Source organism: Streptomyces sp. NPDC003034, assembly GCF_053591375.1.
Map to the genome: position 1 here is coordinate 13,817 of NZ_JBSFTS010000039.1, position 24,963 is coordinate 38,779.

Annotated in this window: 23 protein-coding genes and 1 pseudogene; 9 read left to right on the forward strand and 15 right to left on the reverse strand. The window is 73.0% G+C overall.

Annotated elements, in window-relative coordinates; genetic code table 11:
- Positions 1-10: 10 nt before the first annotated feature.
- From ACWDX7_RS26790 to ACWDX7_RS26810, 5 genes are all read right to left on the reverse strand, one after another.
- Positions 11-1,027 carry a serine hydrolase domain-containing protein gene (locus tag ACWDX7_RS26790; RefSeq protein WP_451493010.1) on the reverse strand — a complete coding sequence of 339 codons (1,017 nt, stop codon included), beginning with the start codon at positions 1,025-1,027 and terminating at the stop codon, positions 11-13.
- Positions 1,024-1,956 (reverse strand): DUF6895 family protein, encoded by a 933-nt coding sequence (locus tag ACWDX7_RS26795; RefSeq protein WP_451493009.1) that lies wholly within the window; start codon positions 1,954-1,956, stop codon positions 1,024-1,026. Before ACWDX7_RS26795 ends, ACWDX7_RS26790 begins: the two co-directional genes overlap by 4 nt.
- On the reverse strand, positions 1,953-2,636 hold the full coding sequence (locus ACWDX7_RS26800) for a hypothetical protein (RefSeq protein WP_451493008.1): 684 nt from the start codon (positions 2,634-2,636) through the stop codon (positions 1,953-1,955). The genes ACWDX7_RS26795 and ACWDX7_RS26800 overlap by 4 nt, the downstream gene beginning before the upstream one ends.
- Positions 2,637-2,693: 57 nt before the next feature.
- Entirely contained in the window at positions 2,694-2,870 is a 177-nt protein-coding gene (locus ACWDX7_RS26805; RefSeq protein ID WP_451493007.1) for a hypothetical protein, read from the reverse strand.
- Positions 2,871-3,149: 279 nt separating this feature from the next.
- Positions 3,150-4,346 (reverse strand): ROK family protein, encoded by a 1,197-nt coding sequence (locus ACWDX7_RS26810; protein WP_451493006.1) that lies wholly within the window; start codon positions 4,344-4,346, stop codon positions 3,150-3,152.
- A 55-nt stretch (positions 4,347-4,401) separates the two neighbouring features.
- On the opposite strand from ACWDX7_RS26810, the gene ACWDX7_RS26815 reads away from it, so the two are divergent.
- The 3 genes and pseudogenes from ACWDX7_RS26815 (at position 4,402) to ACWDX7_RS26825 (ending at position 7,913) form a co-directional block, all read left to right on the forward strand.
- Positions 4,402-5,640, forward strand: a complete 1,239-nt coding sequence (locus ACWDX7_RS26815; RefSeq protein ID WP_451493005.1) for an MFS transporter — start codon at positions 4,402-4,404, stop codon at positions 5,638-5,640.
- Positions 5,641-5,753: 113 nt separating this feature from the next.
- Positions 5,754-7,147 (forward strand): annotated as a pseudogene (locus ACWDX7_RS26820) (uracil-xanthine permease family protein).
- Positions 7,148-7,223: 76 nt separating this feature from the next.
- Positions 7,224-7,913 carry a DUF5995 family protein gene (locus ACWDX7_RS26825; RefSeq protein WP_451493004.1) on the forward strand — a complete coding sequence of 230 codons (690 nt, stop codon included), beginning with the start codon at positions 7,224-7,226 and terminating at the stop codon, positions 7,911-7,913.
- Positions 7,914-8,037: 124 nt separating this feature from the next.
- Here the strand turns inward: ACWDX7_RS26825 and ACWDX7_RS26830 are convergent, their stop codons facing one another.
- Both ACWDX7_RS26830 and ACWDX7_RS26835 read right to left on the reverse strand, forming a co-directional pair.
- Positions 8,038-9,732 (reverse strand): flavin monoamine oxidase family protein, encoded by a 1,695-nt coding sequence (locus ACWDX7_RS26830; protein ID WP_451493003.1) that lies wholly within the window; start codon positions 9,730-9,732, stop codon positions 8,038-8,040.
- Positions 9,733-9,783: 51 nt separating this feature from the next.
- Complete coding sequence (locus ACWDX7_RS26835; protein ID WP_451493002.1) at positions 9,784-10,584, reverse strand: carbon-nitrogen hydrolase family protein; 801 nt, start codon at positions 10,582-10,584, stop codon at positions 9,784-9,786.
- A gap of 314 nt (positions 10,585-10,898) precedes the next feature.
- On the opposite strand from ACWDX7_RS26835, the gene ACWDX7_RS26840 reads away from it, so the two are divergent.
- On the forward strand, positions 10,899-11,198 hold the full coding sequence (locus ACWDX7_RS26840; protein ID WP_451493001.1) for a WhiB family transcriptional regulator: 300 nt from the start codon (positions 10,899-10,901) through the stop codon (positions 11,196-11,198).
- Positions 11,199-11,247: 49 nt separating this feature from the next.
- Here the strand turns inward: ACWDX7_RS26840 and ACWDX7_RS26845 are convergent, their stop codons facing one another.
- Positions 11,248-11,703 carry an Lrp/AsnC family transcriptional regulator gene (locus ACWDX7_RS26845; protein ID WP_451493000.1) on the reverse strand — a complete coding sequence of 152 codons (456 nt, stop codon included), beginning with the start codon at positions 11,701-11,703 and terminating at the stop codon, positions 11,248-11,250.
- Between the two features lie 16 nt (positions 11,704-11,719).
- Positions 11,720-13,204 (reverse strand): amino acid permease, encoded by a 1,485-nt coding sequence (locus ACWDX7_RS26850; RefSeq protein ID WP_451492999.1) that lies wholly within the window; start codon positions 13,202-13,204, stop codon positions 11,720-11,722.
- Positions 13,205-14,087: 883 nt separating this feature from the next.
- Between ACWDX7_RS26850 and ACWDX7_RS26855 the strand changes: the two genes are divergently transcribed.
- The 5 genes from ACWDX7_RS26855 to ACWDX7_RS26875 all read left to right on the forward strand — a co-directional run bounded on the left by ACWDX7_RS26855 (position 14,088) and on the right by ACWDX7_RS26875 (position 19,821).
- On the forward strand, positions 14,088-15,053 hold the full coding sequence (locus ACWDX7_RS26855) for a GDSL-type esterase/lipase family protein (protein ID WP_451493024.1): 966 nt from the start codon (positions 14,088-14,090) through the stop codon (positions 15,051-15,053).
- An 84-nt stretch (positions 15,054-15,137) separates the two neighbouring features.
- A complete protein-coding gene (locus ACWDX7_RS26860) occupies positions 15,138-15,980 on the forward strand; it encodes a LytR/AlgR family response regulator transcription factor (protein ID WP_451492998.1) in 843 nt (280 codons plus the stop codon).
- A gap of 325 nt (positions 15,981-16,305) precedes the next feature.
- The gene (locus ACWDX7_RS26865) at positions 16,306-16,581 is read left to right on the forward strand and encodes a hypothetical protein (RefSeq protein ID WP_451492997.1); all 276 of its coding nucleotides are present in this window, start codon (positions 16,306-16,308) and stop codon (positions 16,579-16,581) included.
- A 277-nt stretch (positions 16,582-16,858) separates the two neighbouring features.
- A complete protein-coding gene (locus ACWDX7_RS26870) occupies positions 16,859-18,589 on the forward strand; it encodes a sodium/solute symporter (protein WP_451492996.1) in 1,731 nt (576 codons plus the stop codon).
- Positions 18,586-19,821 (forward strand): histidine kinase, encoded by a 1,236-nt coding sequence (locus ACWDX7_RS26875; protein WP_451492995.1) that lies wholly within the window; start codon positions 18,586-18,588, stop codon positions 19,819-19,821. Before ACWDX7_RS26870 ends, ACWDX7_RS26875 begins: the two co-directional genes overlap by 4 nt.
- Positions 19,822-19,919: 98 nt before the next feature.
- Here ACWDX7_RS26875 and ACWDX7_RS26880 read toward each other — a convergent pair whose 3' ends face one another.
- The 6 genes from ACWDX7_RS26880 to rpe all read right to left on the reverse strand — a co-directional run bounded on the left by ACWDX7_RS26880 (position 19,920) and on the right by rpe (position 24,783).
- Positions 19,920-21,383, reverse strand: a complete 1,464-nt coding sequence (locus ACWDX7_RS26880) for a GuaB1 family IMP dehydrogenase-related protein (RefSeq protein WP_451493023.1) — start codon at positions 21,381-21,383, stop codon at positions 19,920-19,922.
- A 151-nt stretch (positions 21,384-21,534) separates the two neighbouring features.
- Positions 21,535-21,954 (reverse strand): barstar family protein, encoded by a 420-nt coding sequence (locus tag ACWDX7_RS26885; protein ID WP_451492994.1) that lies wholly within the window; start codon positions 21,952-21,954, stop codon positions 21,535-21,537.
- A complete protein-coding gene (locus tag ACWDX7_RS26890) occupies positions 21,951-22,460 on the reverse strand; it encodes a ribonuclease domain-containing protein (protein WP_451492993.1) in 510 nt (169 codons plus the stop codon). The genes ACWDX7_RS26885 and ACWDX7_RS26890 overlap by 4 nt, the downstream gene beginning before the upstream one ends.
- Positions 22,461-22,509: 49 nt before the next feature.
- The gene (locus ACWDX7_RS26895) at positions 22,510-22,731 is read right to left on the reverse strand and encodes a CarD family transcriptional regulator (protein WP_451492992.1); all 222 of its coding nucleotides are present in this window, start codon (positions 22,729-22,731) and stop codon (positions 22,510-22,512) included.
- A 213-nt stretch (positions 22,732-22,944) separates the two neighbouring features.
- A complete protein-coding gene (locus ACWDX7_RS26900) occupies positions 22,945-23,958 on the reverse strand; it encodes a sugar-binding transcriptional regulator (protein ID WP_451493022.1) in 1,014 nt (337 codons plus the stop codon).
- Between the two features lie 138 nt (positions 23,959-24,096).
- Entirely contained in the window at positions 24,097-24,783 is a 687-nt protein-coding gene (gene rpe / locus ACWDX7_RS26905) for a ribulose-phosphate 3-epimerase (protein WP_451492991.1), read from the reverse strand.
- Positions 24,784-24,963: the final 180 nt, after the last annotated feature.

The following is a 24,963-nucleotide window of genomic DNA, read 5'->3' on the forward strand; positions in this document are numbered from 1 at the left end:
CCCGCCGGCCTCATGGCTCCGCCACTTCCGCGAACCGCCGCAGGACGGAGTAGGAGCTCTGCACGAAACGGCCGTTCCGACTGGGGCCCGTGTTGGCCATGGCCGCTACGGCAACCTTGGCCTGTGGTGCGAAACCGACGAAGCTGGTGAAGCCCCGCGTGGCGCCGGAGTGGAACAGCAGGTCGCTCCCGTTCACCTCTCGCCGGTTCCAGATCAGGCAGAGCTGGTCAGCCGATCGTGGTGGGCGCACTCTTGGCCTTTGCACCTCGCGCAAAGCTTCCGTCATTGCGGTGCCGGGCGGGTCCAGGTGGGCGGAGAGGTACCGGATCAAGTCGGTGCCGGTGGAACGGAGTGAGCCGGCCGCGGGCAGCCCGGGGATGCGCCAGGGCGGCAGCGGCCGCCCGCGCCGGTGGCCGACGGCCTGGGTCACTGGGTCGGGCTCGCAGGTGGTGGCCGCCAGGCCGAGCGGGTGGCATACCCGCTCGGCCAGCAGCTTCGGGTAGCCGACTCCGGCGGCCTCGGCAAGTGCCCGGCCGAGCAGCGCCACGCCGTAGTTGGAGTAGCGGAGCCGGTTGCCGGGGCGGTTGCGTACCCGGGTGCGGCGCAGGGATTCGAGCAGTTGGTCATCGCCATAGGCGCTGTACGGGTTGGTGAACCACCTGGGCAGGGCCCGCGCCAGCAGTCCCGGGGGCAGGCGGGGCAAGCCGGAGGTGTGGGTGGCCAGGTGCAGCAGGGTGATCGAGCCCGCGTGGCTGCCTTGCAGGCGGTATCCGGCGGGCAGGTGGGCATGGACCGGGTCGTGCAGGCCCACCTCGCCGCGTGCCGTCATCTCGGCCAGCAGGAGTGCGGTGAAGGTCTTGGTGGCGGAGCCGATCTCGTAGGCCGTGGCGGGTGTGGTGGGTGGTCCGGCGGCTGATTCGCGGCCGTGGCACCACACCTCCTGGTGTCCGTCGTGGAGCACGGCGAGGGTCACGGCCGTGGCGGTGGGGACGGCTGCCACCAAGGGGGTGAGGTAGGGCGAGGTCATGCTGCCGCGGCGGATGCGCCGAGCGTTCTGGACAGGGTGACGGTACCCGCGATGACGGCTACAGCCGCTGTGTGCTCATGGTCCTTGAACGCCTGCCGCGCGTCTTCCGCGACCGGGGCGCTGTCACGGGGCGTCAGCCCGCCCGGGTGCTGGACGGCGGTGAGCTGCTCCCAGGGCCCGGTGCCGCAGACGGGTTCCCCGATGCAGGAGTCGACGATCAGGAGTTCGCCGACGAGGTCCCACTGGCCGACCTCCAGCCAGATGTCCACCCATACGGGAAGCCAGGTGTGCAGGTAGTCGCGCATGGGCTCCGGCAGGCCGTCAGGTCGGGCGCCCCAGTCCGTGAGGTGGAAGACGGTGTGGGTGAGGGCGTAGGCGGTGCTCCAGTCGATCGCCCAGGGCTCGGGGGTGGCTCCGAGCCAGGTGGCTGCGGCCAGTGCGGTCCAGTCGGCCTTGACGGGCAGCCCCACCACCCGGTGGGCGTTGGCCACCGCCAGTCTGCGGTTCGGTAGGAGCTCGGCGGCGTGCGGCGCCTTGAGGCGGCTGTAGGAGTCGAGCAGTTCGTCCAGGGGGCGGTGCCGGTATCCGGCTCGGGCGAAGGGAGCGTACGTCTCCAGCGGATCGGTGAGCATCATGTGCCGCAGTTGCCGCTCGTAGAGCAGGTTCCCGTCGTGCAGCTGGTGCCAGCAGAAGTCGAGCATCGTGCGCGCCGTCGCGATGTCGTGGGCTCCGGCCACGCCCTCGCGCAGGATCAGGGAAGCGGCGAGAGCTGCCTCTGCGAGCGGCTTGTAGGCGTTGTTCGGGTCGCCCAGGTCGACGGTGACGTCTGCCGGGAGGCGGCCGTGTCCCTGCTGGTGCGAGGTGTGCAGCCAGTGCAGTGCGCGGGAGGACCACTGCTGAACGGAGGCGAGGAATGCGGTGTCGGTCATCGCGTCTCCGTGGTGAGCAGCCGATGGGCCAGCGTCAGGTCGAGGGTGGCGCGGGCACTTCCGTCACTGACCTGGCGCAGGCGCAGGAGGAGCGGCGCGCTCTCCACAGGGGCCGGTACGCCGGCGCTGTGCAGCCAGGCCATCCAGCGGGTGAGCCTGGCGGCCGTGCGGTGATCTCGGCGCAGCATGGCGCGGACCGTGCCGCGGGCCAGAGCCGGAGCCTCTCCTCGGACCATCTCGTGGAGTGGACTGTCGAGGCCGGGCAGGGCCAGCGGAGCCAGGCGCGCCATGGCCAGTGACCACTGCTGCCAGCTCTCGAAGGCGGGCGGACGGTCCGGAGCCGGCATGGTGAGGGTGAGGCCGGCCCGGGCGGCCAGCTGCCCGGTGGCCCAGTCGTGCCAGCCGGTCAGCACGGTGTCGCCGCCGGCAGGCGGCGGAAAGGCCTGGCATGCCTCGACGGCAACCTGCGCGGTGTGGGGGTCGAGCGGCCCCGGATGGAAGAGTGCCGGGGCGAAGAGGTCAGGCCCCAGCACCCGCACCGCGGCGAGCTCGGCCCTGGAAAGCTCGCGGGTGAACGCGACCGTGCCCCCGCCGCCCGTCAGGGCGTCGAGGGCACGACCCGCCATCCGTTCGACTGCGGCGGCGTACTCGTCGCGCAGGGAGTCGACGGTGACTGACATCGCGTGAGGTCTCCTGTGACGGCGGGCGGAGTCGGAACGTGCGGTTCTAGCGGCTCTTTACTCCTTCGGCTCCTTGGGGCCGAGGAGGATGAGGAAGCTGGTGGCCGAGGCCGGGCAGAACAGCGGCGCGTCGCTGACGGGCATCTCGCCCTCGGCGAGCAGGGCGGTCAGCGCCGCCTGCTCGGCCGGCGATGCGACAGATACCGGGTGCGGCCGGTGCAGTTGGGTGAGCATCGGGTTCTCCTCGTCGATCGGGCGACGCCGAAGCGGCGCCGCCGTGCGGTCAGAGCTGTGAATGCCGAAAGACCTTCGCATTTCGGAGCACACCGGGTCATGTCCGACCCACACAACGCGCCGCTTACCACCCGGTGGGCGTATCCCGGCCGCATCCCCCGCGCCCCTCCGCCGGCGGTCGCCCTCGCCGCCCAGGCCCTCATCCCCTGGAACCGCCGCAGCCCTCATCCGGCTCCGCACACGACCGCCCGGACGAGCCCGAGGGGCACGGGTGTCCCCTCATGCTCCGAACAGCACCTCCTGCGCCGCCTCCCGCGCCGCCAGCCGCGCCCCCTCCAGGACCGCGGGGCCGCCCAGGGCCGTGGCGCGGACCTCCGTGGGAACGGGGGTCAGGGTGGCCAGGCGGCGGGCGACGCGGGCGGCGAGGGCGGGGCCGCCCGCGCGGCCGAGTTCGCCCGCCAGTACCACGCATCCCGGATCCAGGACCGCCGCGACGGCCGCCGCGCCCAGCGCGAGCCGCTCGGCGAGGGCATCGAGGAACGGCTCCCCGGCGGCGCCCGCCACGGCTTCCTCCGCCGGGCCGCGGAAGCCGTGCTCCGCGGCCAGGGCCGTCACGGCGTCCCGGCCGGTCAGGGCGTGGAAGCCGCCCCCGCAGTCGGTGGCGGAGGGCAGGCCGTCGGTGCCCGGCACCGGGAGGAAGCCGATCTCGCCCGCGCCGCCCGAGGCGCCCCGGCGCAGCCGGCCATCCAGGACCACCGCGGCGCCGACGCCCGCGCCGAGCCACAGCAGGACGAAGGATTCGAGGTCGCGGGCGACGCCCAGGCGCTGTTCGGCGAGGGCGGCGAGGTTGGTCTCGTTCTCGACCACCACCACGGCGGGCAGGCTGCGCTGGAGGGCGTTGACCAGGTGCCGGTGCCAGGCGGGCAGGCCGGTGGTGTCGCGGAGTTCGCCGGTGGCGGGCGCCACCAGGCCGGGGGCGCCGATGACGACGGTGTGCAGGTGCGCCGCCCCGGCCTCGCGGGCGGTGCGCAGCAGGGCCGCCACCGCGTCCTCGGGGGCGCCGACGGGCAGGGCGGCCTCGGCCAGGGGGCGGCCGAGGAGGTCGGTGACCACGGCCGTGACGCTGTCCGTGCGCACGTCGAGCGCGGCCAGGTACGCGCGGCGGGCGACGATCCCGTACAGCCGGGCGTTGGGGCCGCGCCGCTGTTCGCCGGACTCCCCGACCACCTCGATCAGGCCGGCCTCGGTGAGCCGCTCGATGAGGTCGGCGACCGAGGGGCGGGAGAGGCCCGTCATGGTCTTGAGCTGGGTGGCCGTCAGGGGCCCGGATTCCTGGAGCAGCCGAAGGGCCAGCCGGTCGTTGATGGCCCGGGCGGTGCTCGGCGAGGCGGGCGAGGGGGCGGCGGCGGAGGGCGTGGCGGAGGGAGCGAACGTGGCGAAGGTGGCGAGGGCCTTGGCGGGAGTCACGGCGCCCATCCTAGGGAGGGGGAAGTCATCAACCATCAGGCAGGCTCCCTGATAGTTTACGGTCATGACCGGGGAAACCGACCTCAGCCCGGCGCGACTGCGCCATGCCCGTTCGGCCATCGCCGCCGTCTTCTGCGCCCACGGCGCCGTCACGGGGTCCTTCGCCACCCGCATCCCCTGGATCCAGGACCACGCGCAGCTCAATGCGGGCACCCTGGGGCTCGCCCTCGCCTTTCCCGCCCTCGGCGCCGCGCTCGCGATGCCGCTGGCCGGGCGGATCAACCACCGCTTCGGGGCCCGCACCGCCCTGCGGGCCCTGCTGGCGATGTGGACCCTGTCCCTCGTCCTGCCGAGCCTGGCCCCGAACCTGCCCGTCCTGTGCTCCGCGCTCTTCGTCTACGGAGCCACCTCGGGCATGTCGGACGTGGCGATGAACGCGCTGGGCGTGGAGACCGAGAACCGGCTCGGCCGGTCGATCATGTCCTCGCTGCACGGCATGTGGAGCGTGGGCGCGCTGCTCGGCTCCGCTGCCGGTACGGTCGCCGCGCACACCGGGGCCGACGCGAGGCTGCACCACCTGATCGCCGCGCTCGCCCTGACCGCGGCCGGACTGCTCGCCGTACGGCGGGTGCTGGACCTGCGCAGCGCCCCGCAGGCGCAGGCGCCGCCGCACTTCGCGCTGCCCCCCAGGTCCGCTCTGCTCATCGGCGCCATCGGTTTCTGCGCGGTCTTCGCGGAGGGCGCGAGCCTGGACTGGTCGGCGGTCTACCTCCGGGACGTGCTGCACACCGACGCCGGTCTGGCCGCCGCCTCCACCACCGCCTTCGCGCTCACCATGGCCGTCGCCCGGCTCGCCGGGGACCGGGTGGTGGACCGGTTCGGGGCGGTGCTCACGGTGCGGGTGAGCGGCGTACTGGCCACCGCGGGCGGGCTGCTCTTGATCACCGTCCGGCATCCGGCGGCCGCCCTGGCCGGCTTCGGGCTCATCGGGCTCGGCATCGCGGTCGTGGTCCCGCTGGCCTTCGCCGCCGCCGCGCGCAGCGGTCCGGCCCCGGCGCAGGCCATCGCCGGTGTAGCGACGATCACCTACACCTCGGGGCTGATCGCGCCGTCGGCGATCGGGGCGGTGGCCGACGCGACCTCGCTGGTGGTCTCCTTCGGACTGGTCACCCTGCTGTCCTTCGCGCTGGTCGCGGGGGCCGCAGTACTGCGGCCGAAGCCCGCGGCGGGGCAGGGCGGGGCGCCGACGGCGACGGAGACGGGTCCGGCCAATCGGGACGAACCCTCCTCTATCGGGCCGTAACATGGCACCGGTACCTCGCTATTGTTCGTACATCGTTCTTACACCGTCGGCCGCAGCGGCAGCTCACGCGCTGCGGCCTCCGTGTGTGATCAGCCGGAGAAACGGAGCGGAACATGGGCCTCGGCGTGCGCTGGACCCTTCACGGAGACGGGCGGACTCCCGCCCCCGGGGCGGTGGTCCGGCCCGACGAGCGGCTGTCGTGGCCGCGGACCGCCGGTCTGGGCGCCCAGCACGTGGTGGCGATGTTCGGCGCGAGTTTCGTCGCGCCGGTCCTCATGGGCCTGGATCCGAACCTGGCCATCATGATGTCCGGTGTCGCGACGGCGCTCTTCCTCCTCGCGACGCGCGGCCGGGTCCCCTCCTACCTGGGCTGCTCGCTCTCCTTCGTCGGCGTCGCCGCCGCGATCCGGGCCTCGGGCGGGGACAGCGCCGTCGTCACCGGCGCCGTCTTCGTCGTCGGCGCGGCGCTGTTCCTCTCCGGCCTCGCGGTCCAGCGCTTCGGCGCGCGGATCATCCACGCGGCGATGCCGCCGGTGGTCACGGGCGCGGTCGTCATGCTGATCGGCTTCAACCTGGCGCCGGTGACCGCTTCGACGTACTGGCCGCAGGACCAGTGGACGGCGCTGCTGGTCATGCTGTTCACCGGCCTCGCCGTGGTCTGCCGCGCGGATTCTGGTCGCGGATCGCGATCTTCCTCGGACTGATCTTCGGGTACGTGCTCTCCTGGGTCCTCGACCTGCTCTTCGGCAAGATCCACTCACCGGTCGGCGGGGCGGAGGCCGTGGACCACTGGCGGCTGGACCTGGCCGCCGTGGGCCGGGCCGACTGGATCGGCCTGCCGACCTTCCACGCCCCGCAGTTCGAATGGTCGGCCATCCTGATCGCCCTGCCCGTGGTGATAGCGCTGATCGCCGAGAACGCGGGCCACATCAAGGCCGTCGGTGAGATGACCGGTGACCCGATAGACGACAAGCTCGGCACCGCCATCGCGGCCGACGGCGCCGCGTCCATGCTGTCCACGGCGGTCGGCGGCCCGCCGAACACCACGTACTCCGAGAACATCGGCGTCATGGCGGCCACCCGGGTCTACTCCACCGCCGCCTACTGGGCGGCCGCCGGCTTCGCACTGCTCTTCGGGCTGTGCCCCAAATTCGGCGCGGTCGTCGCCGCGATCCCGGGCGGGGTGCTCGGCGGCATCACCGTCATCCTGTACGGGATGATCGGCCTGCTCGGCGCCCAGATCTGGCTGAACGGCCGGGTGGACCTGCGCAATCCGCTGAACCTCGTGCCGGCCGCGGCCGGCATCATCAGCGGCGTCGGCGGGGTCGAGCTGCACATCACCGACAGCTTCGAGCTGGGCGGCATCGCGCTGGGCACGATCGTGGTGATCACCGGCTACCACGCGCTGCGGTACTTCGCCCCCGCGCACCTCAAGGAGCAGGAGCCGCTGCTCGACGCGGGCACCTCGGCCTACGACGAACAGGGCGGCCGGGACACGCCGCGTTGACGGGGTTTCGCCCGAACCGGGGAAGCGTGCGGCCAAGTTCCCCGGATCGGCGCCGGCACCTGCGACTCTGCGTCCCATGGAAGCGGTGCTCGCGCGGATGCGCGCCCTGGACGAGCGGCTCCCCGCGCAGGACGGCGTCGCCGTCTTCAACCGGGTGTACCTGACGGTGACGCAGACGCTGCACGGCCGCATCGAGCGCGGGGGTTTCCCCGTGCCCAGGGCGGCGCGGATGCTCAGCGTGCGGTTCGCGGAGCACTACCTGCGGGCGGTGGAAGCGGCGGCCGACGATGACCGGTCGGTGCCCGCGTGCTGGCGGCCGCTGTTCCAGTACCGCCGCCACCCCGGCGTCCGGCCGCTCCAGCACGCCCTGGCCGGCATCAACGCGCACATCGGGCACGACCTGGCGCTGGCGGTGGTGGCCACGTGTCGCGCCCTGGACTGCGAACCGGCCGCCCTCGAAGCCGACTTCGACCGGGTCGGCGACACCCTGGTCTCGTTGGAGGAGCACATCCGCGAGGAGCTGATGCCCGGCCCCGACCTCCTGGAGATCGCCGACCCGCTGACCCACCTGATCGGCTCCTGGAGCCTGGAGCGCGCCCGCGCGGGCGCCTGGGCGGCGGCCCGCCTGCTCTGGACCCTGCGCCGCTCGCCCGAGCTGGCGGAGGAGTTCCGGGGCTCCCTGGACGCGGGCGTCGGCCTGGTCGGCCGCTGTCTCCTGATTCCGACGGGCCGGATCCCGGTGCGGCCCGTGCGTACGCCGGCCTGAGCCCCGTAGCCTTCCCGGCCCGGCCAGCCCGCCCGCGCCGGCCCCGCGCATGGAAACGGGCCGCCGCCGTGCGGTCTCCAGCGCACGGCGGCGGCCCGGGCATGCGGGGCCGGAAGGACGGCGGTCAGTCCTCCGGAAGCTCGACCGGGGCGATCTCCTCGTAGAGGTCACCCGGGCCGGGGTTGGTGGCGTCCGTGGAGCCGCCGAGGTGGTGCATGACGCCCCACACCGCGTTCAGCGCGGTCTGGACGGCGCCCTCGGCCCAGCCGGCCGTCCAGGAGATGTCGTCGCCCGCGAGGAAGATGCCGCGCTTGTCCTCGGGGAGGCGGTCCTGCATGAAGTGGGTGAACAGGCGCCGCTGGTAGCGGTAGTGGCCGGGGAGGTTGGCCTTGAACGCGCCCATGAAGTAGGGCTCGTTCTCCCAGGACACGGTCACCGGGCTGCCGATGACGTGGCGGCGGATGTCGACCTTGGGGTAGATCTCGCCGAGGGACTTCAGCATGACCTCCATCCGCTCGTTCGCGGACAGCGGCAGCCACTTCAGGCTGTCGTCGCACCAGGTGTACGAGAGGCAGATGACGGCGGGCTTGTCCGGGCCGTTGTCCAGCAGGTAGGTGCCGCGGGTCATCCGGTCGGTCAGCGTCATCGACATGACGTCGCGCCCGGTCTCCTCGTCCTTGTCCAGCCAGAACGGCCGGTCCACGGGGACGAACAGCTTGGACGACTCCATGTAGTGGGTGCGCTCGATCGCCGTCCAGTGGTCGATCGGGAAGAGCGTGTCATCGCACTCGATCTTCGACAGCAGCATCCAGGACTGCGCCGTGAAGATCGCGGCGCGGTAGGTGCGGATGTCGCCGGAGGAGTCCGTGACCGTGATGCGGTTGCCGGCCGTGCGGTGCAGGCGGGTCACCGCCGGACGCGGCGTACCGCCGTGCAGCGACGACAGCGAGGTGCTCTGCGCCCAGTGCAGGATCTTCTCCGGCTCCCGCTCCCACAGGCGCAGCGGCAGCTGCTGCGAGCCGCCCACGATGCCGCGGTGGTGGTCGTCGGCCTCGGTGTAGACGACGCGCAGGATCTCCAGGATGGAGTTCGGGAAGTCGGTGTCCCAGCCGCCGGTGCCGAAGCCGACCTGCCCGAAGATCTCGCGCTTGCGGAAGGACTGGAAGGCCTCGGACTTGCAGAGGAACCCGTAGAAGGTCTCGTCGTCGAGCTTCTCGACCAGCTTGGCCCAGATCTCGCGGATGCGCGGGACGTCCCGCTCCCGCATCGCGGTGTTCATGTCGGTGAAGTCGGCGCCCTCGTCGAGGCAGTCGTTCCACGCGGCGGCGACGTCCCGGTAGATCTGCGGGAGGTCGGCGATGGTCTCGGCGTAGTGCGACTCGCCCTTGAGGTCCACGACCGTGGAGGGGGTGGCCTCGGACAGCGGGTTCGGGAAGGGCTCCGTGACCAGGCCGACGAGGTCGATGTAGTGCTGGAGCGCCGTGGAGGACGGCGGGAAGCGCATGGCGCCCATCTCCGCGGTCAGCTCCTCGGTGCCGGCGCCCTCGAAGCCGACGGTGCGCAGCCGGCCGCCGATCTGGTCCGCCTCGTAGACGACGGGCTTGAGGCCCATCTTCATCAGCTCGTAGGCGGAGATGATGCCGGACAGCCCGCCACCGATGACGGCGACCTCCGTACCGTGCTCGGTCGCCGGTATCTGGCCCAGACCCGCCGGGTGGGCGAGGAAGTCGTCGTACGCGTACGGGAAGTCCGGGCCGAACATGGTGATCGGCGGCTGTCCGGCGTTGTGCGGGACGGCGGTGGGCACCGTGGACGTCATGGGGGTACGGCTCCTTGCGGGCTTGCGGCAGGGCTGGGGGAAGAAGAGGTCTCAGACGAGGGAGGCGTAGAGCCCGGGGCGGCGGTCGCGCAGGTACGGGTTGTTCTCGCGCGAGGCCCGCAGCAGCTCGGCGTCGGCCTCGCCGAACACCAGCTCCTCGCCGCGTCCGGCCCGGGTACGGGTGACCCCGTCGGGGCTCGCGAGGCAGCTGAGTCCGACGAACTCGAACTCGCCCTCGGGGCCGGTGCGGTTGACGTACGCGATGTACATCTGGTTCTCGAAGGCCCGTACGGGGACGAGCTGTTCGGCGACGAACTGGAACGGGTGCATCTGCGCGGTGGGCACCAGGAGGAGGTCGGTACCGGCGAGCGCGTGGGCCCGGACGTTCTCGGGGAACTCCACGTCGTAGCAGATCATGAGGCCGACGCGGAGGCCGCCGAGGTCCGCCTGGACGACGGGGGTGTCGCCCGGGGTGAAGGCGTCCTGTTCGAAGCAGCCGAAGAGGTGCGTCTTGCGGTAGTTCGCGAGCGCGGCCCCGTCGGGGCCGATGAGCTGCGCGGCGTTGAAGACGGCGGTACCCGCGCGCTCGGGGTAGCCGTACAGGACGGCGACCCCGTGGCGGCGGGCGATCATGCCGATGGCGTGGGCGGACGCGCCGTCGGCCGGTTCGGCGAGGCCGGCGATGTCCTGGACGTCCAGGGCGTAGCCGGTGAGGAACATCTCCGAGGTCACGAGGAGCCCGGCCCCGCCCTGTGCGGCGCGCGCCGCGGCCTCGTCGAGCGCCTTGAGGTTCTCGGCGGTGTCGCCGAGCCGTCCGGAGCTCTGGAGGAGGGCGATGCGCAGCGGGGGCATGGGCGTACCTCTGTGGCAGGAGGGGTGGGGTTGTCCTAAGACGGTACGTTCGCGCCGTGGACGGCGACAAGCCATGACTGTTGCGCTGCGCGCAGCGATTCGTTGCGTGTTCCGGCGCGGGGGCGGAGATTCGTTGCGTGGGGGTCCGTAGAGCCCTCTGTACCCCCCGGTGCGCCTCCGGCAGCGCTCGGGCAGGAAGCCCGCGCGGTGGGTGCGGGCGCCGCCCCGGGGGCGGCCTCGCGGGGTGCGGCCATCGCGGGTTTCAGGGGCCGCCGAGCGGTCAAACGCGCAGCAACCCACGGAGAGGAACTGCCATGACCGATGTCTCACGCCTGCCCGGCGCCGCGCACCACCACTGGCAGTGGCAGACCCGCGCGGCCTGCCGGGAGCTCGGGTCCGGCCGGTTCTTCCATCCCGCCGGTGAGCGGGGCGAGGACCGCGAGGAGCGGGACGCGGCCGCCAAGCGGGTGTGCGCGGGGTGCCCGGTGCGTGCGGCCTGCCTGGAGCACGCGCTGCGCACCCGGGAGCCCTTCGGGGTCTGGGGCGGCTGCACCGAGGAGGAGCGCCAGACCCTGCTGGCCCGCCCGGGTGTCGCCGTATCGGCCCGGGCCTGAGGTGCCGTGCCAGGCAGCGCGGGCCCGCGGAGATCGCCCGGACAGGGGCCTAGGCAGGCGCGCCCGAGGTGAAGCGGCGCAGGAGGGGCGAGAGGACCAGTACCGACTTGGTGCGCTCCACGAACGGCTCGCCCGCGATCCGCTCCAGCACCCGCTCGAAGTGGCGCATGTCGGAGGCGAAGATCTGGACGAGGGCGTCCGCGTCGCCGGTGACGGTCGACGCGGACACCACCTCGGGGTAGCGCCCCAGACCTCGCCGGATGTCGTCCGGCGAGGTGTTGTGGCGGCAGTAGATCTCGATGAAGCCCTCGGTCTCCCAGCCCATGGCGGCGGGGTCCACGCGGACGGTGAAGCCGGTGATGGCCCCTTCCGCCCGCAGGCGGTCCACCCGCCGCTTCACGGCGGGGGCGGAGAGCCCGACTTCGGAGCCGATGTCCGCGAAGGAGCGGCGGGCATCCTCGGCGAGGGCGTGCACGATGCGTTCGTCGAGATCGTTCAGTCGCACGGGGGGTGAATCACTTCTATTCAGCGGCCTCCGCGGCCGAAGCGGTCGCGGCGGCCACAGTGGCCAGGCTGGAGCGGCGCATGCCGTAGAGGAAGTAGATCACGAGCCCGACCACCATCCAGCCACCGAAGACGACCCAGGTGGACATCGGCAGTTCCGTCATGAGGTAGGCGCAGAAGAGGAAGCCCAGGATCGGGGTGACGGGGAAGAGCGCGACCTTGAAGGTGCGGTCCATGTCGGGGCGCTTGTAGCGCAGGATGACGACGGCGACGTTGACCAGCGCGAAGGCGAAGAGGGTGCCGATGCTGGTGGCGTTCGCCAGCTCGCCGAGCGGGATGGTGGCGGCCAGGATCCCGCAGAAGAGGCAGACGATGATCGTGTTGACGCGCGGCGTGCCGGTCTTCGCGTCGACCTTGGCGAAGGCCTTCGGCATCAGGCCGTCGCGGGCCATCGCGAAGAGGATGCGGGTCTGGCCGTAGAGCACGGCGAAGACGACGCTGGCGATGGCGACGACCGCGCCCGCGGCGAGGATGACGCTCCAGAAGCTGTGGCCGGTGACGTTCTGCATGATCTGGGCCAGCGCGGCCTCGCTGCCCTCGAAGTCCTGCCACGGCATGGCACCGACCGCGACCAGCGCGACGAGGCAGTACAGCGCGGTGACGATCAGCAGCGAGAGCATGATCGCGCGGGGCAGGTCCTTCTTCGGGTTCTTGGCTTCCTCGCCGGCCGTGGAGGCCGCGTCGAAGCCGATGTACGAGAAGAAGAGCATGGCGGCGGCGGTGCTGATCGCGGTGATGCCGAGCGGCGCCAGCGGGGTGTAGTTGCCGGCCTTGATGCCCAGGAAGCCGATGACGCAGAAGAGCACCAGCGTGAAGATCTTGACGCCCACCATGATCGAGTTGATCCGGGCGCTCTCCTTGGCTCCGCGGAGCAGGAAGACCATGCAGAGCAGCACCACGACGAGCGCCGGCAGGTTGATGTAGCCGCCTTCGCCCAGCGGGGCGGAGAAGCCCTCGGGGATGGTGAGGCCGAGCGTGCCGTCGAGCAGCTCGTTGAGGTACTGGCCCCAGCCGACCGCGACGGCCGCGACGGAGACGCCGTACTCCAGGATCAGGCACCAGCCGCAGATCCAGGCGACGAGCTCGCCCATGGTGGCGTAGGCGTACGAGTACGAGGATCCCGAGACCGGGATCGAGCCCGCCAGCTCGGCGTACGAGAGCGCGGAGAACAGCGCGGTCAGGCCCGCGACGATGAAGGCTATGAAGACGACCGGGCCGGCGATCGGCGTGGCCTCGCCGAGGACGACGAAGATGCCGGTGCCCAGGGTCGCGCCGATGCTGATCATGGTCAGCTGCCACATGGTGAGCGAGCGCTTGAGCGCGCCGCCCTCGCCCTGACCGCCCTCGGCGACCAGCTGCTCGACCGGCTTGCGGCGGAGCAGCGGGTGGGCAGGCTTGCGGGGCTCTTTGGTGAGTGGTGGCGCCTGGCCGTGGTCGAGCACGGGGGTACTCCTTCGTCGCTGCGGATGGGGACTGACAGGCATCGACCGCAGCGGTCCGGAGCAGAGCAGGCAGAGCCTGGACACGGAACCGCCGAGCAGGCGGTCCACGCCACTCCACGTACAGCGAGTGAGCCTACGAGCTGAGTGATACCGCCCGTAATGCACCATCCTTGCACATTGGCGCACGATCGTTGCGTGGATCTGTCCCGGATGGTCCTTCGTTGCGCGCCGATGATCGATCGCTGCGCAGATCGCCGCGACGGCTGTTATTGACGCATCGTCAGCTCTACTGCACGGTGCCGCCCTGGACCCGAATCCGCACCCCGAAGGACGTGCCGCAGCGCGCCGCGCAGCCCTCGCGCGCGTCCGGGCGCCGGATGGCCCGGAGGCTCGGGGCGAGGGGTGCGGGAGGGTGGCCCCGCACGGGACGCCCTCCCCGTACCCGCGTAGGGAGGCGGCCGCCGCGCCGGTCTCTGATCGGCGCGGCTCGGCGGTGATCGCACCGGCGCGCGCTGGGTACGGGTGACGGAGGCGGCACCGGGGTCGGCGCCTCGCCGCCCGCGGGAAAGGGGGGCGGCAGGCGGCCCCGCCGGGCCAGGTCGCCGGGGAGGCGGTGCCATAGCGACTGCCCCGGACTTTCCCGGCTCGGCCGTGGCCTCGTACGTGTCGGGGCAGGACTCCCCCAACCGACGACCGGAGGCGAAGAGTGACCGAGCACGACGACCACCGCGACGATGAGGACGGCAGCGGCAGCGGCAGCGGCGCTGAAGGCGGCGGCGGCCGAGGTGACGGGGACCGCCGAGGTGACGAGGGCCGCCCTGGCGGGCAGGGCGGGCAGGGCGGCAGCGGCGGCCACGGCCCTTGGCAGGATCCCGCTCCCTTCCTGCGCGGGGTCGCCTGGCTCGACGACGGCCGCCCGGTGCGCGCCGACCCCGCCGACACCATGCGGCTGCCCTGGGACGCCGGCGAACGGGCCGCCCTGCCCATCGGGGTGCGCCTGGAGTTCACCACCGAGGCCGCGCGGGCGGTGGAGATCCGCTACCGGGCGGTCCCGCCCGGCCCCACCGACGCCCTGCGCGACCTCGCCCATGGATTCGCCCTGTGGGACCGGCACGGGGTGGTCACCGAGGTGTTCACCGATCCGGCCGCGCAGTCCGTCGTACGGATCGGGCTGCGCGGCGGCCGCGGGCCGTTCACCATCCACCCGCCCGAGACGCGGTCCCCGCTGATCCTCGGCCTGCGCGGGATCGGCGGTCCCCTCACCCCGGCACCCGCCGCCCCGCGCTGGGTGGTGCACGGCGACTCCATCACCGAGGGCTGGTGGTCCACCCGGCCCGCGCACGGCTGGCCCGCCGTCACCGGCCGCGCGCTGGGCTGGGACACCGTCAACCTCGGCTACGCGGGAGCCGCCCGCGGCGAGCTGGCCGTCGCCGAGCAGCTCGCGAGCCTGCCGGCCGATGCCCTCACCCTCGCCTTCGGCACCAACTGCTGGACCGGCGTGCCCTTTTCGGCGCCCCTGCTGTACGAGACCACGCGCAGCTTCCTCGACCTGCTGCGGCAGGGGCATCCGCGCACCCCGCTGCTGCTGGTCTCCCCCGTCCTGCGCCCCGACGCGGAGCGCACCCCGAACCGGCTCGGCGCCACCCTCGGCGCCCTGCGCGAGGCCATGGAGCGTGCCACCCGGGAACGGATCGCCGCGGGGGACGACCGCCTCACCCTGCTCCCGGGCCGCGACCTGCTGGGCCCGGAGCACCTGGCGGACGGCCTGCACCCCAATGACGCCGGACACCGGGTACTGGGTCTCGCCGTGGCCACGGCGCTGCGCCGGACCGGATGCGGCGCGGGGTGAGGGAGGGGGATGCTCTGCCCGCCCGCCGGGACGGGATCCGCGGACCGTTCCGTCCCGGCGGGGGCGAAACCTAGACTCGGCCGCATGCTGCGCGTACTGGCCGTCGACGACGAGAAGCCGCTCCTTGAGGAGCTCCTCTACCTGCTGCGCTCCGACCCCCGGGTGTACAGCGCGGAGGGCGCCTCGGACGCCACCGAGGCCCTGCGCCGGATCACCCGGGCGCTGGAGGGCGGTCCGGACGGCGCCGACGGCATCGACGTGGTCTTCCTCGACATCCACATGGCGGGACTGACCGGACTGGACATCGCGCGGCTGCTGGCCGGCTTCGCGCGGCCGCCGCTCATCGTGTTCGTCACCGCGCACGAGGGCTTCGCCGTGCAGGCGTTCGACCTCAAGGCCGTGGACTACGTACTCAAGCCCGTGCGTCCGGAGCGGCTGGCCGAGGCCGTCCGGCGGGCCTGCGCCCAGCTGGACCGTGCGGCGGAGCGGCTGCCCGCCGGGGCCGCAGCCGGGGCCGGGGCCGCGCAGGCCGTCCCGGCCGCGGCGGGGGCGCGCCGGGCGGGCCCCGGGCCCACCGTCGCCGCCGACCGCGGCGCTGACCAGATCGCCGTCGAACTGGCCGGGGTCACCCGGTTCGTGGCCATCGCGGACATCTCCTACGTCGAGGCGCAGGGCGACTACGCCCGGCTGCACACCGACGAGGGCAGCCACCTCGTCAGGATCCCGCTGTCCACGCTGGAGGAGCGCTGGGCAGCGCGCGGATTCGTCCGGATCCACCGCCGCCATCTCGTGGCCCTGGCCCGGATCGACGAACTGCGGCTGGACGCGGGTACGACCAGCGTCCGGGTCGGTTCGGCGGAACTACAGGTGAGCCGCAGGCATGCGCGAGAGCTGCGGGACCTGCTGATGAGCCGGGCCACGGGCTGACCGGCGGGCGCCCACCCACCGGGCGCCACCCACCGAGCGCCCACCGGTCGACGGCCCGGCGCGCTTCCCGGCGCCGGTCCCGGCCACCCCGACGCCCGCTTCCCACCCGCCCGAGGCCCGTTCCCGAGCCGCCCGACGCCCCGCGCCCGGCACGCCCGACGCCCGTTCCCCAGCCGTCCGGCGCCCGTTCCCGTGCCGTTCGTCGCACGGCGAGGGGCGTAGGGCGATCCGCCGGGGCCGTCGGCCGCAGCGGACGCGCACCGGGCCGTCCGGGCCCGCGGCCGCACGTATCGTGGATCTTCCGGTGCGCGGGGGGGGGAGCCTGATGTCCGAGATGCAGGCGCTGCTCGACGCGCTCACCGGACTGCCCCGCACCCAGCCTGCCGGGCCCGCCGAGGCCGAGGCCCTGCTGGCCGGGCTGCGCAGCGCGGCCGCCCGCTGGGCCGACGTCCTGTACGAGGCGGGCGAGGACGTCCGGCGCCAGGTGCCGCCCCGCGCGGAGGCGGCGCTGACGCTGGCCTTCCGGCGCGCGGAGGAGTCGTACGTGGAGCTGGAGATCGCCCTGCGCGACTGCGCGGAGCACCGGGACCCCGCGACCTGAACCGCCCACGCGCCGCCCCGCGTTCCGCACCGCGCACACGCGGCCCGCGCCCGGACGCGAGGCACGCGCCCCCGAACGGCAGGAGCTCCGGTCTTCTCGTGCCTTCCGGCGGCCGGGCACGGACCGCACGACCGCCCCGCCCGGCCCGAGCCCGCCGGGGCCGGGGCCGGGGCCGGGGCCGGATCATGTCTGTCGCGCGGTCCGCGGGGGTGCATAGACTCCGGTTCGCCCCTGCCCGCCGCCGCGCCACCGCCCAGCCCCGCCGAAGGACCGCCCGGTGAACCAGACGTACGCGCTGACCGCGGTCACCGTCGTCGTCCTGGCCACGGTCCTGGTCGGCGCGCTGGGTCTGCGGATATCCCGGACGACCTCCGACTTCTACGTCGCCTCCCGCACCGTCGGCCCGCGCCTGAACGCGGCGGCCATCAGCGGGGAGTACCTCTCCGCCGCCTCCTTCCTCGGCGTGGCGGGGCTGGTGCTGCTCCAGGGGCCCCAGATGCTCTGGTACCCGGTGGGGTACACGGCCGGGTACGTGGTCCTGCTGGTCCTGGTCGCGGCCCCGCTGCGCCGCTCGGGCGCCTACACGCTGCCCGACTTCGCCGAAGCCCGCCTGGAGTCGCAGGCGGTCCGCCGGATCGCGGTGCTGTTCGTCGTCGGGGTCGGCTGGCTGTACCTGCTGCCCCAGCTGCAGGGCGCGGGACTGACCCTGGAGATCCTGACGGGCGCCCCGCACTGGGCCGGTGGGGTGGTCGTCGCCTCCGTGGTGAGCGCGGCCGTGGCCGCCGGCGGCATGCGCAGCATCACCTTCGTACAGGCCTTCCAGTACTGGCTCAAGCTCACCGCCCTGCTGGTCCCCGCCTTCTTCCTGATCGCCGCCTGGGCCGGGGACGGCGCTCCGCGCGCCACCTTCGACGCGCCGGCCGTCTTGCGCACCCACACCTCGGTCACCCTGGCCGAGGACGTCCGGCTGACCCTGGACGCACCGCTCACGCTGACCGTGACGGGCCGGGTCGACGGGCGTACGCACGAGGCCGCCACGGTGACCCTCGCCGCCGGACAGCACACCGTACGGGCGGGCGCGCGGCTGGAGTTCGTCCCCGGGACGGCGGTCCCGCAGACCCGCCCGGAGGCCGGTCCCGGCGTGTCCAGCTGGTCCCAGCCGCTGTCCGAGGGCGGGCGGGAGCACCGGCTGTACGCGACGTACGGCCTGATCCTCGCCACCTTCCTCGGCACCATGGGGCTGCCGCACGTCGCGGTGCGCTTCTACACCAGCCCCAACGGGCGGGCGGCGCGGCGGACCACCCTCGTCGTGCTCGGGCTGGTCGGCGCCTTCTACCTGCTCCCGCCGGTGTACGGGGCGCTGGGCCGGATCTACGCCCCCGAACTGGCCCTCACCGGAGACGCGGACGCGGCGGTGCTCGTCCTGCCCGACCGGATGCTGGGCGGGCTGCTCGGCGAGCTGCTGGGGGCGCTGCTGGCCGGGGGCGCCTTCGCCGCCTTCCTGTCGACGGCTTCGGGGCTGACCATGGCGGTGGCCGGGGTGCTGCACCAGGACGTACTGCCGATGCGCGGGGTGCGCAGCTTCCGCCTGGCGGTGCTCGTGGCGGTCCTCGTACCGCTGGCCGGGAGCGTGGCCGCCCGCCACCTGCCGGTCGCCGACGCGGTGGGCCTGGCCTTCGCCGTCTCGGCCTCGTCGTTCTGCCCGCTGCTGGTGCTGGGCATCTGGTGGCGCGGGCTGACTCCGCCGGGGGCGGTGGCCGGTCTGCTCACGGGCGGCGGCGCGGCGCTGGGCGCCGTACTGGCCACGCGGGCCGGGCTGGCCCCGGCGGGCTGGACCCACACCCTGCTGGCGTGGCCGGCCGCGTGGTCGGTGCCGCTCGGATTCCTGACCATGGTGCTGGTCTCGCTGGCCACCCCCTCGCGGGTACCGCGCGGTACGGCGGCCGTGTTGGCCCGGCTGCACCTGCCGGAGGACGTGGCCGTGGACCGCGCGGGAGGCGGGCGGTGACCGGGGTGGCGCCGGCCCTGCTGGCGGTGGCCTGCGCGGCCCTGCTGCTGGGCGCCGGGTGGGCGGCGGGGCGGTGGCATACCCGGCGCGGTGAGCGGGCGGCCGGGCTGGACCTCGGCACGCCGGTGGAGCGGGCCACCTTCCACACCCTGCACACCGCTTCGCTGGCCGCTCCCCCGCTGCGCGCCGGCCTGACCGAGGACGCCGCACGCAAGGCCGCCCGGCGGCTGCGGTCGCTGCTGGGCACGGAGGCGCTGTGCCTGACCGACCGGGAGGCGGTGCTCGCCTGGGACGGCCCGGGGGCGGACCACCATCAGCGGCGGGCGATGGCCCGGGTGGCGCAGATGCTGGAATCGGGGCGCAGTCAGAGCGTGCGGACCGGGTGCGAGCGGCCCGACTGCCCGCTGAAGTGGGCGGTGGTGGCTCCGCTGACCGGCGAGGACGGGATGCTGGGCGCGCTGGTGGCCTACGGGTCCCGGGAGTCGGCGGTACTGGTGCGGGCCGCGACCGAGGTCGCGCGGTGGGTCTCCGTACAGCTGGAGCTGTCGGAGTTGGACCGCTCGCGGACGAGGCTCATGGAGGCGGAGATCAAGGCGCTGCGGGCGCAGATCTCGCCGCATTTCATCTTCAACTCGCTGGCCGCCATCGCCTCGTTCGTGCGGACGGATCCGGAGCGGGCCCGGGATCTGCTGCTGGAGTTCGCGGACTTCACCCGCTACTCCTTCCGGCGCCACGGCGACTTCACCACCCTCGCCGACGAGTTGCGCTCCATCGAGCAGTACCTGGCGCTGGCCGGGGCCCGGTTCGGGGACCGGCTGAAGGTGACGCTCCAGGTGGCGCCGGAGGTGCTGCCGGTGGCGCTGCCCTTCCTGTGCCTTCAGCCGCTGGTGGAGAACGCGGTCAAGCACGGCCTGGAGGACTCGACCGAGGAGTGCCGGATCAGCATCTCCGCCCGGGACGCCGGCGCCGAGGCGGTGATCACCATCGAGGACAACGGCGTCGGAATGGATCCGGCCCTGCTGCGGCGCATCCTGGCCGGGGAGCGCGGCGGATCCTCCGCCGGCATCGGGCTGCCCAATGTCGACGAGCGCATGCGGCAGGTGTACGGGGACGACTACGGGCTGGTGATCGAGACCGGTGTCGGCGCCGGCATGAAGATCACCCTGCGCATTCCCAAGTACCGGTCCGGGGTGCACAGTTCACCGCCGGGCGGCCGGCTCGCCGGGCACTGACCGGCCCTCCGCGCGCCCCGCTGCCACGCTCCCGCGCCTCCCCGGATACGCCGGTGGCCCCGGTCCTCCACAGGGAGGAACGGGGCCACGGGCGAAGCCTAGCTCCAGCTGGCGTGCAGCGGCTTGCCCTCGGCGTAACCGGCGGCGGACTGGATGCCCACCACGGCCCGCTCCTCGAACTCCGCGAGGGAGCCCGCACCGGCGTAGGTGCAAGAAGAGCGGACGCCCGCGATGATCGAGTCGATCAGATCCTCGACGCCCGGACGGGACGGGTCGAGGAACATGCGCGAGGTGGAGATGCCCTCCTCGAACAGCGCCTTGCGGGCGCGGTCGTAGGCGGACTCCTCGGAGGTGCGGTTGCGCACGGCGCGCGCGGAGGCCATGCCGAAGGACTCCTTGTACAGGCGCCCGTCGGCGGACTGCTGGAGGTCGCCCGGGGACTCGTACGTCCCGGCGAACCAGGAGCCGATCATCACATTGGACGCTCCGGCGGCCAGCGCCATCGCCACGTCGCGCGGATGGCGGACACCGCCGTCGGCCCACACGTGCTTGCCGTACTTCTTCGCCTCGGCCGCGCACTCCAGAACCGCGGAGAACTGCGGGCGGCCGACGCCGGTCATCATGCGGGTGGTGCACATGGCGCCGGGGCCCACACCGACCTTGATGATGTCCGCGCCGGCGTCGATGAGGTCCTTGACGCCCTCGGCGGCGACGATGTTGCCGGCCACGATCGGGACCTGCGGGTCCAGCGCGCGGACGGCCTTGATCGCGTTGATCATCGACTCCTGGTGGCCGTGCGCCGTGTCGATGACGAGCGTGTCCACGCCCGCGTCGAGCAGCTGCTTGGCCTTCTGCGCGAAGTCGCCGTTGATGCCGACGGCGGCCGCGATGCGCAGCTTGCCGTTGGCGTCGGTGGCCGGGGTGTACAGGGTCGCGCGCAGGGCGCCCTTGCGGGTGAGGATGCCGACGAGCTTGCCGTCCGCGTCGACGGCCGGGGCCACCTTGCGGTGGCCGGCGTCGAGCTTGTTGAAGGCCTCGCGGGGGTCGATGTCGGCGTCGATGAGCAGCAGCTCCTTCGACATGACCTCGGAGAGCTGGGTGAAGCGGTCCACGCCGCTCAGGTCGTGCTCGGTGACGACGCCGATCGGGCGGTTCTCGCCGTCCACGACGACACCGGCGCCGTGGGCCCGCTTGTGCAGCAGCGACAGCGCGTCGGCGACGGTCTGGCCGGGCGCCAGCGTGATCGGGGTGTCGAGCACGAGGTGGCGGGTCTTCACCCAGGAGATGACGTCGGTGACGATCTCGATCGGGATGTCCTGCGGAATGACGACGAGCCCGCCGCGGCGGGCGACCGTCTCGGCCATCCGGCGGCCCGCGATGGCGGTCATGTTCGCCACGACGAGCGGAATGGTGGTGCCGGTGCCGTCGGGCGCGGACAGGTCGACGCCCTGGCGGGAACCGACCGCGGAGCGGCTCGGCACCATGAACACATCGTCGTACGTGAGATCGTACGGCGGCTTCAGGTCATTGAGGAAACGCACGTGCTGAACATCCCAGTCGATTCGGAGGGGCCCGTCCTGCCCGTCAGGGCAGCCGAGGAAACGCACGTACTTCATTCTCCCACGTCCCGGCCCTTATGCCGTCCGGGCCGATCGTCCAGGACATAACGGGCCGCCTGGTCGTTTCCTACGGGTCCTACGGGTCCTACGGGACCTACGGGACCTCCGGTGGCGACGGCGCGGCCCGCCCGGCGGGGGCCGGCCCGGCCAGCAGGACCGTCAACGCCGGCGCCCCCTCCCGCTCCCGCGCCCGCGCACGCCAGAAGTCGACGGCCTCCTCCAGGATCTCCACCAGCGTCTCCCAGTCGGCCGGCCGCGCGGCGGCGAACTCCCGCCACGAGGTCACGGCCACCAGCCGCCCCGGAGCCCCCGGCAGCCACGACAGGTCGCGCAGCGCGTCCGCCAGCGCGTCCCAGTTCCCGCCGAACCACTCCGGCGCCCGCAGCGCGTCCCCGCACCGCGCCATCAGCCCGGCCTTGCCGCGTACGCCGTCCAGGTCCAGCCGTACGGTCGTCCAGCCGGCCTTCTCCGCGGCCGCGAGCGCCGGTGCGAGGGGCTGCGCGTGCAGGGTCATCGGAGAACCGCCTTGAAGGTCCGGTAGTGGTCGTCCGTGTAGTAGAACTCCCCGCCCTGCCCGGTCACGATCCGACGGGCCCCGCGGTCACGCTCTCCCGGAGTCCTCACGGTGAATTCGTGGTAGTAGCCGCGCTTCTGCGCGGGCAGGACCTTTTCGAAGTTCCCGAAGACGGTCCCGTCCTGCGGGTACGGATACGGCCCGCCCCGGTCGATCAGCGCCAGCACCTCGCGCGCCTGCCCCGGCAGCGCGTCGGCCCGTACGGTGGGCATCCCCTTCGCCCACTCGGGGACGGCGCTCGGGGCGGCACTGGACGCACCGTGGGGCGCACGCGGTGGAGCGCTGGGTGGCGTGCTTGATCCCGCGCTCAGATCAGCGCCGGTACTGGCGCTGGCGGCGGGCGCGGGCTTCTTCCCGCCGCAGCCCACCGCACCGACCAGCGCGGCGCAGAGGAACACAGCCCCCAGCAAGCGCAGCAACGACCGGGGCACGTTCCCGAAGATCATGCACCGATCGTGCCAAACATCCGATTCGCTCGCGAATCGCCCACTGGCCTCAGAGCTTGGCCATCTTGGTGTAGGGACTCAGGATGCGTTTCTGGACCGAGCCGAAGTCAACGAGAACGGCGATCCCCTCCTCAATACCGACGACACGGCCGAGGCCGTGCTCATCGTGAGACACCCGGTCGCCGACGCTGAACTGCCGGAGCGGCGGTTCCACGGGGGCCTTGAACGGGCTGGACGGCAAATGGCGGCGAGGTACTGCTGACTTAGTCATCGGAACCAGTATGCGCCCAGCGGGCCGCCTCGCGGGCCGCCGTTCGGATCTCAATTCCGGCACCATCCGCACCAGCGGTGGCCTCGGACCCGGACAACCGGGGCGATCGGGCTCGGCCGGACAGGTCAGGCTCGCCCGGGCGGGCCGGTCGGGGCGGGCGGTCAGGCGCTCAGGCGCTCAGGCGCTCAGGCGGTCAAGCAGCGCCGGGCCCGGTCAGTCGTCCGGGTCTGCCCGCTCCAGCGCCGGCCGCACGCCCGGGGCCGACTCGGTGAGCAGGTAATCGGCGACGGCCGTGTCCGTGACCAGACTGGTCACCAGCCCGGACCGCAGCACCGCCCCGATCGCCGAGGCCTTGCGCAGTCCGCCCGCGATCGCGACGACCTCGGGGATCCGGCGCAGCCGGTCCGCCTCCACGGTGATGCAGCGCTCGCCGAGGTCGCGCCCGACCCGCCGGCCCTCGGAGTCGAAGAGGTGGGCGGACATCTCGGCCGCCACGCCCAGCGAGGCGTAGTGGGCCCGCTCCTCGTCGCTCAGCATGTCGTGGACCGTCGAGATCCCCGGCTCCCAGGAGCCGATGGAGACGGCCGCGACGGTGACCTTGTCGAAGTACTCGAAGGCGCGCGCGATCCCGGTCTGGCCGCGCAGCGCCGCCGCGGTGGCGGGATCGGGCAGCAGCATCGGCGCGTAGATGGGGTGCGCGTCCCCGCCCGAGACCTGCGCGGCCCGCCGTACGGCCTCCACGGAGCCGCGCTCGGCGGTCCCCGCGTCGTACACGCCGGTCAGCTGCACCACGGTGCACGGCGGCAGCCGGTGCAGGGATGCCGCCATGTGAATGGTCGAGCGCCCCCATGCCAGTCCCAGCACATCGCCTTCGTTGACCAGCTCACCGAGGAGGTCGGCGGCGACCGCACCCAGGTTCTCCGGGTCGGGGGCGTCCTCCGTGGCGTCGGCCGGCGACTCCACGACGACCGCGTGCCGCAGCCCGTACCGGGCGCGGAGCGCGTCGGAGCGCTCCGCGTCCAGTTCGGCCGGTACCCGGATCTCGATGCGTACGAGGTCCCGTTCGAGGGCCGTCTCCAGGACGCGGGCCACCTTGAAGCGGCTCACGCCGAACTCCTCGGCGATCTGGATCTTGGACTTGCCCTCCAGGTAGAAGCGGCGCGCCATGGCCGCCGCCTGCACCAGCTCCGCGGGTCCCATCCGCAGGGCTGACCGTCCCGCCGACATTGCAGACACCGCGTTCTCCTCACTGCTGTTCACACGCTCGTGTTCACACTCTCGACTCGCCGTTCATCCTGTCAGATCCAACGGCGGTTGATCAGCCCGGACGGCCTGCGTTCACCGAGCTGTTCATCAACGCTTGGCTCAGTGGTCGCACGCCCACGGCGCGAGGGCGAGCGCCGCGTCCGCCTGCTCACGCAGCGTACGCACGGCGGCGGCCGGGTCGACCGCCCCGTAGACCGCGCTGCCCGCGACGAAGACGTCGGCGCCCGCCTCGGCGCACCTCTCGATGGTCGAGGCCGAGACCCCGCCGTCCACCTGGAGCCACAGCTCCAGACCGTGCTTGGCGATCAGCTCCCGGGTACGCCGGATCTTGGGGAGCATGATGTCGAGAAAGGGCTGGCCGCCGAAGCCCGGCTCGACCGTCATGACCAGCAGCATGTCGAGCTCGGGAAGGATGTCCTCGTACTGCTCGATCGGCGTCGCGGGCTTGAGCGCCATCGACGCCCGCGCGCCCTTCGCCCGGATCTCCCGCGCCAGGCGTACGGGCGCGGCCGCGGCCTCCGCGTGGAAGGTGACCGAGCCCGCGCCGGCCTCCACGTACTGGGGGGCCCAGCGGTCGGGGTCCTCGATCATCAGGTGGAGGTCCAGCGGGATGTCCGTCGCCCTGCTCAAGGACTCGACGATCGGCATGCCGAGGGTGAGGTTGGGGACGAAATGGTTGTCCATGACGTCGACATGCAGCCAGTCGGCCCCCTCGACGGCCTTCGCTTCCTCAGCGAGTCGGGAGAAGTCGGCGGACAGGATGCTGGGATAAATCTGAGCGGCCATGCCCCAAGCCTGCCATGCCCACGGCGGCTTCCAGCCAGGACCCCGCATACCCGTGCGGTGCCGGCACCGCACGGGATGATCATGGACGGCGACTCGCGCGGGGGGGGGGGGGGCCGGCGCGGGGGGGGGGCCCCCCCGGCCCACTACCCCGGACACTACAACACCACACGAAACGAGAAC

Coding starts and splice junctions, on each gene's coding strand:
- ACWDX7_RS26815 (WP_451493005.1), top strand. CDS start 4,402: ATGACCGGGGAAACCGACCTCAGCCCGGCGCGACTGCGCCATGCCCGT.
- ACWDX7_RS26825 (WP_451493004.1), top strand. CDS start 7,224: ATGGAAGCGGTGCTCGCGCGGATGCGCGCCCTGGACGAGCGGCTCCCC.
- ACWDX7_RS26900 (WP_451493022.1), bottom strand. CDS start 23,958: ATGTCGGCGGGACGGTCAGCCCTGCGGATGGGACCCGCGGAGCTGGTG.
- ACWDX7_RS26810 (WP_451493006.1), bottom strand. CDS start 4,346: ATGGGCGCCGTGACTCCCGCCAAGGCCCTCGCCACCTTCGCCACGTTC.
- ACWDX7_RS26790 (WP_451493010.1), bottom strand. CDS start 1,027: ATGACCTCGCCCTACCTCACCCCCTTGGTGGCAGCCGTCCCCACCGCC.
- rpe (WP_451492991.1), bottom strand. CDS start 24,783: ATGGCCGCTCAGATTTATCCCAGCATCCTGTCCGCCGACTTCTCCCGA.
- ACWDX7_RS26840 (WP_451493001.1), top strand. CDS start 10,899: ATGACCGATGTCTCACGCCTGCCCGGCGCCGCGCACCACCACTGGCAG.
- ACWDX7_RS26890 (WP_451492993.1), bottom strand. CDS start 22,460: ATGATCTTCGGGAACGTGCCCCGGTCGTTGCTGCGCTTGCTGGGGGCT.
- ACWDX7_RS26830 (WP_451493003.1), bottom strand. CDS start 9,732: ATGACGTCCACGGTGCCCACCGCCGTCCCGCACAACGCCGGACAGCCG.
- ACWDX7_RS26800 (WP_451493008.1), bottom strand. CDS start 2,636: ATGTCAGTCACCGTCGACTCCCTGCGCGACGAGTACGCCGCCGCAGTC.
- ACWDX7_RS26885 (WP_451492994.1), bottom strand. CDS start 21,954: ATGACCCTGCACGCGCAGCCCCTCGCACCGGCGCTCGCGGCCGCGGAG.
- ACWDX7_RS26860 (WP_451492998.1), top strand. CDS start 15,138: ATGCTGCGCGTACTGGCCGTCGACGACGAGAAGCCGCTCCTTGAGGAG.
- ACWDX7_RS26865 (WP_451492997.1), top strand. CDS start 16,306: ATGTCCGAGATGCAGGCGCTGCTCGACGCGCTCACCGGACTGCCCCGC.
- ACWDX7_RS26835 (WP_451493002.1), bottom strand. CDS start 10,584: ATGCCCCCGCTGCGCATCGCCCTCCTCCAGAGCTCCGGACGGCTCGGC.
- ACWDX7_RS26805 (WP_451493007.1), bottom strand. CDS start 2,870: ATGCTCACCCAACTGCACCGGCCGCACCCGGTATCTGTCGCATCGCCG.
- ACWDX7_RS26795 (WP_451493009.1), bottom strand. CDS start 1,956: ATGACCGACACCGCATTCCTCGCCTCCGTTCAGCAGTGGTCCTCCCGC.
- ACWDX7_RS26895 (WP_451492992.1), bottom strand. CDS start 22,731: ATGACTAAGTCAGCAGTACCTCGCCGCCATTTGCCGTCCAGCCCGTTC.